General features: G+C 64.7%; 12 protein-coding genes. 7 read left to right on the top strand and 5 right to left on the bottom strand.

Features of this window, described 5'->3' with window-relative positions; translation table 11 throughout:
- Position 1 precedes the first annotated feature (1 nt).
- From ltnD to ACP153_RS16455, 3 genes are all read left to right on the top strand, one after another.
- The gene (gene ltnD, locus ACP153_RS16445; RefSeq protein WP_424972109.1) at positions 2 to 886 is read left to right on the top strand and encodes an L-threonate dehydrogenase; all 885 of its coding nucleotides are present in this window, start codon (positions 2 to 4) and stop codon (positions 884 to 886) included.
- 87 nt (positions 887 to 973) lie between these two features.
- Positions 974 to 1390: a hypothetical protein gene (locus ACP153_RS16450; RefSeq protein WP_424972110.1), complete on the top strand. Its 417-nt coding sequence runs from the start codon at positions 974 to 976 to the stop codon at positions 1388 to 1390.
- A gap of 69 nt (positions 1391 to 1459) precedes the next feature.
- On the top strand, positions 1460 to 1930 hold the full coding sequence (locus tag ACP153_RS16455) for a Dps family protein (RefSeq protein ID WP_424972111.1): 471 nt from the start codon (positions 1460 to 1462) through the stop codon (positions 1928 to 1930).
- Between the two features lie 27 nt (positions 1931 to 1957).
- Here the strand turns inward: ACP153_RS16455 and ACP153_RS16460 are convergent, their stop codons facing one another.
- Together ACP153_RS16460 and hemP are read right to left on the bottom strand one after the other, a co-directional pair.
- Complete coding sequence (locus ACP153_RS16460) at positions 1958 to 2215, bottom strand: DUF1289 domain-containing protein (protein WP_424966195.1); 258 nt, start codon at positions 2213 to 2215, stop codon at positions 1958 to 1960.
- Positions 2216 to 2223: 8 nt separating this feature from the next.
- Positions 2224 to 2385, bottom strand: coding sequence for a hemin uptake protein HemP (gene hemP, locus ACP153_RS16465; RefSeq protein ID WP_424966194.1), 162 nt, complete (start codon positions 2383 to 2385; stop codon positions 2224 to 2226).
- Positions 2386 to 2513: 128 nt separating this feature from the next.
- Here hemP and ACP153_RS16470 point away from each other — a divergent pair, with 128 nt between their 5' ends.
- Positions 2514 to 3092 carry a PQQ-dependent catabolism-associated CXXCW motif protein gene (locus ACP153_RS16470; protein WP_424972112.1) on the top strand — a complete coding sequence of 193 codons (579 nt, stop codon included), beginning with the start codon at positions 2514 to 2516 and terminating at the stop codon, positions 3090 to 3092.
- Between the two features lie 18 nt (positions 3093 to 3110).
- On the opposite strand, the gene ACP153_RS16475 is transcribed toward ACP153_RS16470, so the two are convergent.
- Complete coding sequence (locus ACP153_RS16475; protein WP_424972113.1) at positions 3111 to 4052, bottom strand: quinoprotein relay system zinc metallohydrolase 1; 942 nt, start codon at positions 4050 to 4052, stop codon at positions 3111 to 3113.
- Complete coding sequence (locus ACP153_RS16480) at positions 4052 to 4834, bottom strand: quinoprotein dehydrogenase-associated SoxYZ-like carrier (RefSeq protein WP_424972114.1); 783 nt, start codon at positions 4832 to 4834, stop codon at positions 4052 to 4054. Before ACP153_RS16480 ends, ACP153_RS16475 begins: the two co-directional genes overlap by 1 nt.
- Positions 4835 to 5055: 221 nt before the next feature.
- Between ACP153_RS16480 and ACP153_RS16485 the strand changes: the two genes are divergently transcribed.
- Positions 5056 to 6804 carry a sigma-54-dependent Fis family transcriptional regulator gene (locus ACP153_RS16485; RefSeq protein WP_424972115.1) on the top strand — a complete coding sequence of 583 codons (1749 nt, stop codon included), beginning with the start codon at positions 5056 to 5058 and terminating at the stop codon, positions 6802 to 6804.
- Between the two features lie 150 nt (positions 6805 to 6954).
- Positions 6955 to 8754 (top strand): NAD(P)-binding domain-containing protein, encoded by a 1800-nt coding sequence (locus ACP153_RS16490; RefSeq protein ID WP_424972116.1) that lies wholly within the window; start codon positions 6955 to 6957, stop codon positions 8752 to 8754.
- A gap of 58 nt (positions 8755 to 8812) precedes the next feature.
- On the opposite strand, the gene ACP153_RS16495 is transcribed toward ACP153_RS16490, so the two are convergent.
- On the bottom strand, positions 8813 to 11251 hold the full coding sequence (locus ACP153_RS16495; protein WP_424972117.1) for a GcvT family protein: 2439 nt from the start codon (positions 11249 to 11251) through the stop codon (positions 8813 to 8815).
- Positions 11252 to 11422: 171 nt separating this feature from the next.
- Here ACP153_RS16495 and ACP153_RS16500 point away from each other — a divergent pair, with 171 nt between their 5' ends.
- Positions 11423 to 12949, top strand: a complete 1527-nt coding sequence (locus tag ACP153_RS16500) for a trimethylamine methyltransferase family protein (protein ID WP_424972118.1) — start codon at positions 11423 to 11425, stop codon at positions 12947 to 12949.
- The last annotated feature ends 2 nt before the right edge of the window (positions 12950 to 12951 follow it).

Genomic DNA, 12951 nt, shown 5'->3' on the forward strand with positions numbered 1-12951 from the left:
TATGACGGAAACGATGGCTCTGATCGGGTTGGGCTCCATGGGCTATGGAATGGCGCAATCCCTGCTGCGGGCCGGGCACGCGGTCTTTGGCGCGGATATCGCGCCCGAGCCCATGTCCCGGTTTCAGGCCGAAGGCGGGCTGGCCGCGCGTCCCGAGGCCATCGACACGCTGGTCATCGCGGTTCTGAACGCAGCCCAGACCGAAGCCGTATTGTTTGGCGAAGATGGTTGGGCCCCGCGCCTGCGCAAGGGCGGCACGGTCATTGCCTGCGCGACGGTCCCGCCGAGTTTTGCCCGGGCGATGGCCGCGCGCTGTGCAGAGGCTGGCCTCCACTATCTCGATGCCCCGATCTCGGGCGGGGCGGCCAAGGCCGCACAAGGGGCGCTCAGCATCATGGCGTCCGGCTCCGCCGAGGCGTTCACTGGCGCGGGCCCGGCGCTGGAGGCGATGGCGGAGACGGTGTTCGGCCTCGGGCCAGAGCCGGGCGCGGGCTCCGCCATGAAGGCGATCAACCAGATGCTCGCCGGGACCCATATCGCCGCCATGGCCGAAGCGGTGACCTTTGGCATGACCCAGGGCGTAGACCCGGCCAAAACGGTCGAGGTGATCTCGAAATGCGCAGGCTCCTCCTGGATGTTCGAGAATCGCGGGCCGCATATCGTCGACGGCGACTACACACCGCGCAGCTCGGTCAATATCTGGCCCAAGGATCTGGGCATCGTCCTCGACATCGCGGCGGAGGCAAAATTCTCGGCCCCCCTGGCGGCAGCGGCCTTGCAGCAATTCATGGCGGCGGCGGGCTCCGGGCTTGGATCCGAGGATGATGCGGCTGTGGCCAAGGTCTATGCCCGTAATGCGGGATTAACACTTCCGGGTGACACGTAATCCTGACAATTTTACCCGGATGCATTGCCAAACAGGTCGATTTCCGATAAATCTACTCGGGAATAGATTCGACAGAAGACCGTCGCAATGCCCCTGCACGCTGTGCCTCTTTCCTCCGACCTCCGTCCCGCCAAGGCGCCTGAGCGACCAGTTGCGTCGCTGTCGAAGAGGAGCCAAGCGCACCTCACCGCTCTGCGGGAGGCTGCGCGCACCACACGGTTCCGGCCCTATCGCTCGCTGGAGCAGACCTGCCTTCTGGACCGACACCGGGCGCATCCGTTCGAAAGCCTCACCGCCTGTCTGCCCGAAGCCATCGACCGGCGTCTGACCATCTACCGAGTCGGAGAGGATAGTCTGTCCTTCGACGAGGCCTGGATCCTGGCCATGCTGGACCGGATCGATGCAACCGATTGGGATAGTTTGCACTTTTTGATCGCGCGACGCGTGTGCCGACCCGCCCGTGTCGCGGTGCGCATGCTGCTTGGTGCTTGCCAAGACTTATAACAAGTCTAGGTTTGGGTGACAGCCAGCCCGACGCCAGCCAAAAATCATACATACTTTACGGAGGGTAGCATGACCCAAACCGCCGCCGCCTTGTCACAGGACGCGCAAACGGCGATTGCAGACGCGTTGAATCAGTCCGTTGCTGAGACCGCTGTCACCACGATGCTCGCGCAAAACTTCCACTGGAACGTGACCGGCATGGCATTTGGCCCGCTCCACGCTCTGTTTCAGGAAATCTATGAAGACCACTTTCAGGCCCAGGATGATCTGGCCGAGCGGATCAAGGCGCTGGATGCCCATGCCGAAGGCACGCTCGCGGGCATGATCGCGCGCTCGAAAGTCGCCGAGAATGACGGCCATGGGGATGCAACATCCATGATCGCGGCGATGCAAGCTGCGCAGGAGACCCTGGCCGCGACCCTGGCGGGCTGCGGAGAGTTGGCCGCCGAGCATGGCGATACCCTGACCGAGGATCTCTGCATCGCGCGCGGTCAGACCCATGAAAAATTTGCCTGGTTCCTGCGCTCGCACCTGCGCTGAACCCTTACGATCTGGCGCGACGGGGCCTCAGGCTGCGTCGCGCACGGCCTGCACAGGCTTGGCCTTCTTCTTCAGACATTTCCGCATATAGACCGGCGCCCAATGCTTGTATTTTCCGAGCATTTTCTGCTGCTGGACCAGCATGGCCACGAACGCCTCCCGGTGACTGTCCTTCTTGAGGCTCTTGAACAGCGACTTCTGAGCCTTCGTCATGGAACAGCCGATGCAATGGCCTTGCCGCTTGAACTTGCAGACATCAATGCAGGGGCTGGGGGTCTTGGCCATATCCGCTCCTATTTCGTGAGGATGAGCTTGCCGTTGCGTGTGATGCGAAGAGTGTAGATCTGCTCATCAAGGCGCAGGTAAGCGCGCAAATCGTCGCCCAGCATCTTTCGAACATCTATTTCCGGGATCCGGACGGGTCCTTCCGCGATTGTCGTCATCTCGATTTTCATGCCGGGGCTCTTGGGTTTGGAGGTGTTGGACTCAAAGTTGACAGCTTTAGTCGGGAAAGTCAATTCCGAGTCTTTTACTCAGTTGTCTCGAGCATGGTTTTGCGCAGAGCGCCGGGCTAGGCTGCACCATGCTCCGGATCCTGCTCTGTCTTGCCCTGCTCGCCCCGCTGCCCGGCTTGGCCGCCACCTATGAAGAAGCCCGCGCGAAACGTCCGGATCTGTTTGATCCAGAGACCGGATACCGGATCGGGCGGCAGCGCGCGCCGACGCCGACGGATATCCCGCCGCCTGCGGTGCTGGTGGACACGGAAACCGCCGCTGCGCTGATCGAGGCAGGCGCGCTGGTGCTCGATGTGTTCGGCGCGGCCCAGTCGCGATTCGATGAGCTGGACGGCACATGGCTCGTGTCAAAAGAACGGCTCAGCTTGCCCGGCGCGCTCTGGCTGCCGGAAACCGGGCGCGGACGGCTGAGCCCGACCATGCAGACCTATCTGGAAAGCAATCTCGCCGCCGCGACCGAGGGGAACCTCGCGCAGCCGATCGTGGTCTTCTGCATTGCCGATTGCTGGATGAGCTGGAACGCGGCGCAGCGGATCTCGGATCTGGGCTATAGCGCGGTCTATTGGTTCCGGTTGGGCACCGATGGTTGGCTGGATGAGGAACGGGTCCTTGTGCCCGCCACCCCGGTGCCCGTGAATGTGGACTGATGCGGGACGCGCCCGCGCCTAGTTGGCACGGGGCATCACCTCCCGCTCGATCTGCGGATAGAGGTGAGAGACCGAGCGGTAGAACTCCTCCGGTTCCGAGCCGAGCCGGGCGAACTCCGCTGGCAGTTCCAGATCCATCACCTCGATCATATCGAGACCCGAGGCGGCAGCACCGCGGAACGTCTCCTCGAGCCAGCGCAGATAGGCGCGGGTCTGGGGGATCGCCGCGCCGGAGCGGTCAAGCGGCCCGTGGCCAGGCAGAACGGCCTCCGGGCGGAGCGCTTCCAACGCATCGAGGGAGGCATGCCAATCGGGCAATGCAGCCGAAGGCGTGGTCGCGGCGCGCTCGTAAAACACCAGATCGCCAGTGATCAGGATCCCGGTCTCGCGATCCAGCAGCGCGAGATCGGCTGCGGTGTGCCCCGAGAGCGGCAGCGCCTCGAACACGCGCCCATCGATGGTGATGTCTCCGCCTGCGATCACATTGCGCGGCATGACCGGCTCGGTCCCGCGCATCCAGTCGCCGAGGATCCGGTACATATTGTCCGCAAAGGCATCGGCATTCTCATTGGCCTGCTGGATCGTCTCGCCCAGCGCATGGATCGGCTTGTCGGCGAAGACCTGATTGCCAAAGAAATGATCCGGATGGTGATGGGTGTTCACCACCGCCGAGACCCCGCGCAGATCGAGCCCGTCCGCCAGCGCCTTGAGCGCCTCGCCATAACGCAGGCTCGCCCCGGTATCGACCACGATCAGGCCGCTCTGCCCCTGCAACAGCGCGCAGTTCACGATCGCCCCGCCATTCTGCATGGTGAAGTAATCGGTGCTGCCCTCGATCATCCAGACCCCCTTCGCCACCGGCTGGGGGCGCAGGTCATAGCTCAGGCGGCTGGCGGCGCGCGCAGGGCGCACCAGGGCCGCCGAGGCCAGAAGGCCCAGGCTCGTCCGTCTCGTGATCATCAGTGGGTCTCGGATGCCGTGAGCAGGCCTTCGATCTCGTTCCCGTTGTTGTCACGCCCATCCACATGGAGCGCAGCGGGCATGGTCGCGGGATCGAAATAGAGGGTGAAGGCCGGATCCTCGTTCACGGGCTCCTTCAGCTCCAGATGGGCAAGCGTCTCGCCCGCATCGTTCTGGATGTTGAGCTTTTCGATGATGAAGACCGGGATATCGCCAGCAAGGCCCGTATCCATCGGGTGATCCACCACCATGCGGGCACGGCCCGAGGCGGGCCAGATCTGGCCATGGATCTCGCCCAGCTTGTCGTACCAATCCGCATTGGCATAGGCCGCCGCCGGCGCGGTGCAGCCCCCGCCCGCCGCATCGATATAGGTCGAGCCCACATGCCAGGCGCCATCCGCCGTGCGCACCGAGGCGCGGATCGCCGTCGCCTGGTCGATCTTGAACCGCAGGGAAATCTTGGCCTCTGCCTCGCCGGGGTAATAGGTCAGGATATGGGGGATCGGGCCGTAATCGGCAGAGATCACGATCTCCTCCACATCTTCAAAGGCGGTCGCATCCACCAGAAGGGGCACATTCACCGTATCCTCGGCCTCTGCCGGGCCACGCACGATCACCCTGTCATCGAAAGAGATCACCGCCGGATCGCCCAGCAGGTTCTCCTGATGATAGTCCCACATGCCCGATTTCATCGGATCCTCGAGCGGCGTCTGGGACGCGGCGAAGGCGGTCGTGGTACTCAGAAAAACGGCTGTCATGGTCAGCGCGGTGATACGTGTCATAGGCTCTCCTCCCAGATCGTCCGGCATCGGAGCGCCTCTCGCGCGCCCCGGGGCTGCGCGACCGTAGCAAGAAAAGTGCCGTCTCGCTACGCGCCGAAGGTCGGAGTTCACCACCTCGTGAGGCGCCCGGCCCGAGGGCCAATCCACCCGCCACCAAAGCAGTGTCGCCTTGAAGACCCGGTTTTGCTAGGCTGGGGCGGGATTGGCGAGGGGAGGACGCCATGAGCGATCTGGCACATGTCACGGAGATTGACCGTGTCGTCAGCGGCAAGGCCACCGGCACAGGGCGGGATGCGATCGTCACCGAAAGCTGGCGGCGCTGCGTGGATACCTATGGCCTGAACCCCACGAGCGGGGACGCGCCGCACATCGTTACCGACACGCAGTTGCGCGCCCACCGCGAGCAATCCGAACGGCTGATCGCCGTGGCGCGGTCGGGGTTGCAGGGGCTGTTTCGGCAGGTGGCCGGACAGAATTACGTGCTCCTTCTGGCCGATGCGCAGGGGGTTTGCGTCGATTTCTTCGGCGATCCAAGGTTCGAGGACGAGCTGCGGCGCGCCGGGCTCTATCTCGGCTCCGACTGGTCCGAGGATCTGGCCGGGACCTGCGGCGTCGGCTCCTGCATCGTGACAGGCGAGGCGGTTACGATCCATCAGGACGACCATTTCGGCCTTGCGCATATCCCGCTCTCCTGCACGGCGGCGCCGATCTATGACAGTCTGGGGCAGCTCTCTGCGGTGCTCGACATCTCGCTCCTGCGCTCCCCGGGACCGAAATCGAGCCAGAACCTCGCCATGAGCCTCGTGAAGGCTTCGGCCCGGCGGGTGGAGATGGCGAACCTGATGACCACGGCGCGACGCGACTGGGTGCTGCGCTTCTCGACCTCGCCCGAGTTTCTCGAAGTGGACCCCGAGGCTGCCGTCGCGCTGGACGGGTCCGGGCGGATCATCGGCATGACCCATGCGGCCCAGACCGTGCTGGGGGAGGAGGATCCCGCGACCCTGATCGGGGCGCGGATCGATACGGTGATGGAGATGTCCATCGACGATCTGCCGGACCTGATGCGCGGACGGCCCACGGAGGACCGGGTGCTGCGCCTGCGCGACGGGCGCGGCGTGTTCGGCCATGCCATCGCCCCGCAAGCCCCGCGAAGCTCGCGCCCCGCCGCCCCGGCAGCGGCTTTGCCCGGCCCGCTCGACAGTTTCGCGGGCCCCGACCCCGTGCTCTCACCACTGTTGCGCAAGCTGGCGCAGCTCGCCCCAACCCAGGTGCCCTTGCTGCTGGAGGGCGAGACCGGCACCGGAAAGGAACGGCTCGCCCGGGCGATCCATCTCTGCGGCCCTCCGGGGGAGGGGTTTTCGGTCCTGCGCTGCGCCGGGCTTGTGGAGGCGAAACTGCCGGACACCGCCCAAGGCACACTGTTCCTCAAGGGCGTTGCGGATCTCGACACGGCGGGGCAAGCGGCAGTGCTGAGCCTGATCGAGGCGCGCTCGGATCTGCGGGTGATCGCGGCGAGCACCGGGGATCTGGCGGATGCCGTCCGCGCGGGCCAGTTCCGCGCGGATCTGTATTTCCGCCTTGCCGGGCACCGGGTCGAAATCCCGCCCCTGCGCCTGCGCCATGATCTGGATTGGCTGATCACACGGCTGATGCGGCGCCATTGCGCGCAGGATCTGAGCCTTTCGCCCGCCGCCAAGGCCGAGCTGACCGCCCGCCCCTGGCCCGGCAATATCCGCGAGCTTCAGGCCGCGCTCGATGTGGCCGCCGCTGTCACCGAGGGGCAGGTGATCGACCTGCCGGACCTGCCCGCGCCGGGGCTCATGGGCCGCGACGAGACGCCGGAGGAGGACCTCCAGAGCCTGCTCGATGCCTGCAACTGGAACATGTCCAAGGCAGCACGGCGGCTGGGAGTGAACCGCTCCACCGTTTTGCGGCGGGTGCGCAAAGCAGGGCTGACACCGCCCTCGTGACGCCCCGCGCCCCCTGTTGCGCGGTGTTGCGCGCGCAACGGCACCGCGCCCGTCTTATGGTTTTTTACGCAGATCTCCGGCCCGGACGTAGCCCTGGGCCGTATTTCTCGGGCAGGCTTGCCCCCGACAGCGCACAATCGGGAGGACGTGATGCTTGATACAACCGTGAATGACCAGACAGAGGCCTTCCTCGAAAGCTTCGGTGCCGCGCTCGCGGCGGGCGACATTGCCGGGGCAGTGGAGATGTTTCAGGACGATTGCTATTGGCGGGACCTGGTGACCTTCACCTGGAACATCAAAACCGTCGAGGGCAAGGCGCAGGTCGAGGATATGCTGACCCATCAGCTGGCCACGACCAAGCCGCGCAACTGGCATGTGGCCGAGGGCGAGTTCGCCACCGAAGAAGACGGCGTGACCACCGCCTGGATCACGTTTGAGACCGATGTCGCTCGGGGCTACGGGCTGATCCGCCTCAAGGAAGGCAAGATCTGGACCCTGCTCACCACCATGGTCGAGCTGAAGGGCCATGAGGAGCCGAAGGGCTTTGACCGCCCCCTCGGCGCGAAACACGGGGCGGGCCGCAACCGCACCACCTGGGCCGAGGAACGCGAGGCGGAGCTGACCGAGCTCGGCTATTCCACACAGCCCTATTGCGTGATCATCGGCGGCGGACAGGGCGGCATCGCCATGGGCGCGCGGCTGCGCCAGCTCGGCGTGCCCACGATCATCGTCGAGAAGAACGACCGCCCCGGCGACAGCTGGCGCAACCGCTACAAGTCGCTCTGCCTGCATGACCCGGTCTGGTACGACCACCTGCCCTATATCAAGTTCCCCGAGAACTGGCCCGTCTTCAGCCCCAAGGACAAGATCGGCGACTGGCTCGAGATGTATACCAAGGTGATGGAGCTGAACTACTGGACCCGCACCACCGCGAAATCCGCCAGCTTTGACGAGGCGGCGGGCGAGTGGACCATCGTGGTGGATCGCGACGGCGAAGAGGTCACGCTCAAGCCCAAGCAGCTGGTGATGGCCACGGGCATGTCCGGCAAGGCCCGGATGCCAGACTTCCCGGGCATGGAGACCTTCAAGGGCGACCAGCACCATTCCTCCAAGCATCCGGGTCCGGACGCTTATAAAGGCAAGAAGTGCGTGGTGGTGGGATCCAACAACTCCGCCCATGACATCTGTGCGGCCCTCTGGGAAGGCGAGGCGGATGTGACCATGGTTCAGCGCTCCTCAACCCATATCGTGCGGTCGGACACGCTGATGGATGTGGGCCTCGGCGCGCTCTATTCCGAGGAGGCGGTGAATGCCGGGGTGACCACCGAAAAGGCCGACCTGATCTTCGCCTCCCTGCCCTACCGGATCCTGCACGAGTTCCAGATCCCCGCCTATGCGGAGATGAAGGAGCGCGACAAGGAGTTCTATGCGGGTCTCGAAAAGGCAGGCTTCTGGCTCGACTGGGGAGATGACGAGAGCGGGCTCTTCATGAAGTACCTGCGGCGCGGCTCAGGCTACTATATCGATATTGGCGCGAGCCAGCTCATCATCGATGGCGAGATCAAGCTCAAGCGCGGGCAGGTCACCGAAGTCGTCGAAGACGGCGTGATCCTCGATGACGGCACCAAGCTTGAGGCGGATCTGATCGTCTATGCCACGGGTTACAACTCGATGAACGGTTGGGTCGCGGACCTGATGGGTCAGGACAAAGCCGACCAGCTCGGCAAGGTCTGGGGCCTTGGCTCGGACACCACCAAGGATCCCGGTCCGTGGGAAGGCGAGCAGCGCAATATGTGGAAGCCGACCCAGGTTCCGAACCTCTGGATGCATGGGGGCAACCTGCACCAGTCGCGGCACTACTCGCAGTTCCTGTCGTTACAGATCAAGGCCCGGATGGAGGGGATCCCCACCCCGGTCTATGGCCTCCAGGATGTCCACCACCTGTCCTGATGGCCCCGGCCGGTCCGCAGCAGACCCCTGCGGACCGGCACCTTTCCGCCGCCCGGGCTCAGGCCCGAACGCGCGCCATGTGCGGATCGTAAAGCCCCCGCTCGGTGATCTCGGCTGCAACCTGCGCGCCGAGCACATCCACCGTCAGCCCGGTCTCGGGCGCGCCGGGTTTCAGGAAAGCATAGGCCAGATTGGCCCCGACCCGGTGACCATAGCCACCGGACGTGACTGTCCCCACAACCTTGCCTCCGTGCATGACCGACGCCCCGGGATGGGCAGCCGCATTTGGCGCCTCGGGCCCGCCGGGCAGGCGCAGGGTCACGAGCCGGTGCCGCGCGGTCCCCTCCCGTGCCAGCAACGCCGCCTTGCCGATGAAATCGGGTTTGTCCGGCGTCACAAAGCGGTCAAGTCCGGTCTCGTAGGGGTCGAACTCGGTCAGGATATCCGCCTTCCAATGCAGATACCCCTTTTCGAGCCGCATGGACTCCACCGCCCGTGCCCCGAAGAGCCGAAGCCCATGCGCCTCTCCCGCCGCACGCAGAGACAGATAAGCGTTATAAAGAGACGCATTCGGCACATGGATCTCGTAGGCCAGCTCGCCCGAGAAGCTCACCGCCATGACCGTCACCGGCGCAATCCCGACAAAACCCTCGCGCACCGAGAGCCAGGGGAAGCCCTGCGCTGACCAGTCCCCACGGCTCACGGCGCTCAGGACATCGCGCGCCTTGGGACCGGCCAGCACGAGGATCGTCTGGTCATTGGTCAGGCTGCGCAGGCTAACGTCTTCGCCGGGGCGCACATGCTGTGCGAGCCAGTCCATGTCATGGAATTCTGAGGCCGCCGCCGAGCCGTACCAGATCCGCGCCGGACCGCGATCCGAGGCGGGCAGGCGGGCGAGCGTCGCCTCGGCCTTCACCATGCCGTGCTCGTTGAGCAGATAGGTCAGGCCCACCCGCCCCTCCTTGCGCGGCATCCGTCCACAGATCATCCGGTTAAGGAAACTCTCGGCATCGGCCCCGGTGATCTCGATGCGGTTGAACCCGTTCACCTCGCACAGCCCGACGGCGGTCTGCACGGCGGCGACCTCTGCAGCGACCAGCGCCTCTGCCTCGTCAAAGCGGAAGCTATGGGTGATCTCGAACCCGGGGTCGGGCTTGAAAAGCTCCGCGCGTTCCCACCCGTTCACCACCGTGAACTCCGCCCCTTCGGCGGCGAGCACCGGGGTCAGGGGCGTGGTTTTGGCCATGCGGCCCGCCGGGCGATGTTCGTTCGGGAAGTGGAAGCGGAACTCGTTCTGGTAGTCCTCGATGGCTTTTAGCGCGGTCAGCTCCACATTGGCGTGGCCCGTGAAGCGGCGCGGATCGAGGCCCCAGGTGTCATAGACCGCCTCCCCATGGACGATCTGCTGGGCGAGCAGCCAGCCATGGCCACCCCCCTCGCCCAGACCCGCGCGCAGCCCGATGATGCAGAACGCATTGCGCTTGCCGGGGATCGGGCCGACCAGGGGGGCACCGTCGATCGTGTAAGTGATCGGGCCGTTGACGACCGTGTGGATCCCCACCTCCATCAGAGCGGGCATCCGGGCGAACGCGCCCTCAAGCACATCGGTGATCCGGTCCAGATCATCCGGGCAGAGCGCATTGACGAAATGCGGGTCGATCCCGTCCATGCCCCAGGTCTTGCAGTCCTGCTCGTAGAACCCCACCAGCAGCCCATTCTTTTCCTGCCGGCAATAGTAGTCGCTGATCGGGCAACGCAGGAGCGGCATCCGATGCCCGGCCTCGCGGATCGCGGGGATCTCTTCGGTGACGAAATACTGGTGCTCCATGGACATGACCGGGTGATGCACGCCCATCATCGCGCCCACCTCATTTACCCGGTAACCACAGGCATTCACCACGATCTCACAGGCGATGTCGCCCTTGTCGGTATGGACGGTCCAGCTGTCATCGGCGTGCTGGGTGAGCCCCGTCACCGGCGTGTTGCGATAGACCTCCGCCCCGGCCTTGCGCGCCCGCCGCGCCAGCGCCTGACACAGCTGCGCCGGGTCGATATCCCCGTCGCTCGGATCCCAGAGCCCGCCCAGCAGGTTCTCGGTCGAGATCAGTGGATGCCGCCGCGCGCATTCCTCGGCGTCGAGCACTTCGAACTCGACCCCCATCCCCCGCGCCATGGAGGCGAAGTGGCGGTAGCCGTCCATCTGTGCCTCGGTATTGGCAAGCCGAATGCCGCCATCCCCATGCTTGTAATCCACCGGATAATCCGGATCATCGCGCAGCTCCTGATAGAGGGCGATAGAGTGGGATTTGAGGCCCACCATGGTCTGCGTCTGACCAAAATTGGTGACCTGCGCCGCAGAATGCCAAGTGGTGCCAGAGGTCAGCTCATCCCGCTCCACCAGAACCACATCGGTCCAACCCTCGCGGGTGAGGTGATAAAGGGTCGAGCAGCCAGCGATTCCGCCGCCGATCACCACAACACGTGTCTGGGTCTTCATGGTCAGGCCTTTCCTTGCACTGCGCATAGAGAGGGAAAACAAGGCCCGCGGGTCAATCGTTCGGCACTCCTATTTCGCTTTTCGCAAATCTAGATCTCAAGAATCGAAAACTATATTTCGGCTATTGCCAGATCTGCGGGCCTGAAGTCCCATTCCCTGCAAGGAGGCGCCATGGCTGACACCCCACAAAGATCCCGCAGATCCGGGCGCTCGGCCCGGTTGGCGCAGCGCGCGAAACCCGTCGCGGTGAACCCGGCTCCGCCCGGCGTGCCCGGCGGCGTCTACCGCCCGCTCAGCGACAGTGACATGGTCCAGATCTATGGCACCGCCTTGCGGCTTCTGTCAGAGCTGGGCATGGGCGAGGTGCCCAAACGGCTCTGGGATGACCTGATCGCGGCAGGCGCCGAGGATCTGGGCGGGGAGCGGATCGGCCTGCCCCGCAGCCTCGTCGAGCGCTGTATCGATGCGGCGCCGAAGACCTTCACCCTCCACGCGCGGGACCCGGAACGCTCCATCGAGGTGGGCGGCGACAAGGTCTATTTCGGGACCGGGGGCGCGGCAGTGAACACGCTGGATATGGAGACGGGGCTCTACCGGCCCTCGACCCTTGCGGACCTCCATGATTTCGCGCGACTGCAGGACAAGCTGGAGAATGTCGCCTGGTTCACGCGCTGCTGTGTGGCGACGGATGTGCCGGACAATCGCGATCTGGACATCAACACCGCCTATGCGCTGATCAAGAACACGACCAAACCCATCGCGACCTCCTTTACCTTGGGGGAATACGTGGCCCCGGTGGTCGAAATGCTGGATATCGCCGCCGGTGGCCCCGGCAGCTTTGCCGCGCGGCCGTTCATGACCGCGCATATCAGCCCGGTGATCTCGCCCATGCGGTTTGGCGAGGACGCCATCGATGTCATCTACGAATGCATCGCCCATAACATGCCGGTCAATTGCATCACCGCGGCCCAGGCCGGTGCAACCGCGCCTGCGACCATGGCCGGGTTCCTGGCGCAATCCCTGGCCGAGACCTTGGCCAGCCTCGTGGTGGTCAATGCAATTTCGCCGGGCTTCCCGATGATCTTTTCGAACTGGCCTTTCGTGATCGACCTGCGCAGCGGGGCCTTTGCCGGGGGTGGCGGCGAGACAATGCTGCTCAACGCGGCCTCGGCGCAACTCTCGAACTGGCTTGGCCTGCCCTCCGGTGTGGCAAGTTCCATGACCGACGCCAAGGCGATCGACGCGCAGTATGGCTATGAAAAGGGCATGACGAGTGCTGCCGCGGCCCTCGCCGGGGGCAACCTGATCTATGAGAGCGCGGGGATGACCGCCTCACTGCTGGGCGTGAGCTTCGAGGGCTTTGTAATCGACAATGAGATGCACGCCCTGACCTATCGCACCCTGCGCGGGGTCGAGGTGACCGAGGACAATCTTGGCTATGACGAGATTGTCGGCGCAGTGATGGGCGAGGGGCATTTCCTCGGGCTCGATCACACCTATCGCGCCATGGAGCGGGATTATCACTATCCCAAGCTCGCCGACCGGGCCCAACCCAGCGCTTGGGCCGAAGAAGGCGCCCCCGATGCCTGGAGCCGGGCCAAGGCCACGGCCCAAACGATCCTCGCCGAGCATCACCCGGCCTATCTGACCGAGGAGCAGGACGCGGAGATCCGCGCGAAGTTCAACATTCTTGAGTGAGC

Source organism: Dinoroseobacter sp. S76 (assembly GCF_049801095.1).
In the GTDB taxonomy this organism is placed as follows: Bacteria; Pseudomonadota; Alphaproteobacteria; order Rhodobacterales; family Rhodobacteraceae; genus Dinoroseobacter.

Excerpts from the sequence above, each read along its gene's own strand:
- ACP153_RS16485 (WP_424972115.1), top strand. The coding sequence starts at position 5,056 with ATGAGCGATCTGGCACATGTCACGGAGATTGACCGTGTCGTCAGCGGC.
- ACP153_RS16495 (WP_424972117.1), bottom strand. The coding sequence starts at position 11,251 with ATGAAGACCCAGACACGTGTTGTGGTGATCGGCGGCGGAATCGCTGGC.
- ltnD (WP_424972109.1), top strand. The coding sequence starts at position 2 with ATGACGGAAACGATGGCTCTGATCGGGTTGGGCTCCATGGGCTATGGA.
- ACP153_RS16460 (WP_424966195.1), bottom strand. The coding sequence starts at position 2,215 with ATGGCCAAGACCCCCAGCCCCTGCATTGATGTCTGCAAGTTCAAGCGG.
- ACP153_RS16455 (WP_424972111.1), top strand. The coding sequence starts at position 1,460 with ATGACCCAAACCGCCGCCGCCTTGTCACAGGACGCGCAAACGGCGATT.
- ACP153_RS16480 (WP_424972114.1), bottom strand. The coding sequence starts at position 4,834 with ATGACACGTATCACCGCGCTGACCATGACAGCCGTTTTTCTGAGTACC.
- ACP153_RS16475 (WP_424972113.1), bottom strand. The coding sequence starts at position 4,052 with ATGATCACGAGACGGACGAGCCTGGGCCTTCTGGCCTCGGCGGCCCTG.
- ACP153_RS16500 (WP_424972118.1), top strand. The coding sequence starts at position 11,423 with ATGGCTGACACCCCACAAAGATCCCGCAGATCCGGGCGCTCGGCCCGG.
- ACP153_RS16470 (WP_424972112.1), top strand. The coding sequence starts at position 2,514 with ATGCTCCGGATCCTGCTCTGTCTTGCCCTGCTCGCCCCGCTGCCCGGC.
- ACP153_RS16490 (WP_424972116.1), top strand. The coding sequence starts at position 6,955 with ATGCTTGATACAACCGTGAATGACCAGACAGAGGCCTTCCTCGAAAGC.
- hemP (WP_424966194.1), bottom strand. The coding sequence starts at position 2,385 with ATGAAAATCGAGATGACGACAATCGCGGAAGGACCCGTCCGGATCCCG.
- ACP153_RS16450 (WP_424972110.1), top strand. The coding sequence starts at position 974 with ATGCCCCTGCACGCTGTGCCTCTTTCCTCCGACCTCCGTCCCGCCAAG.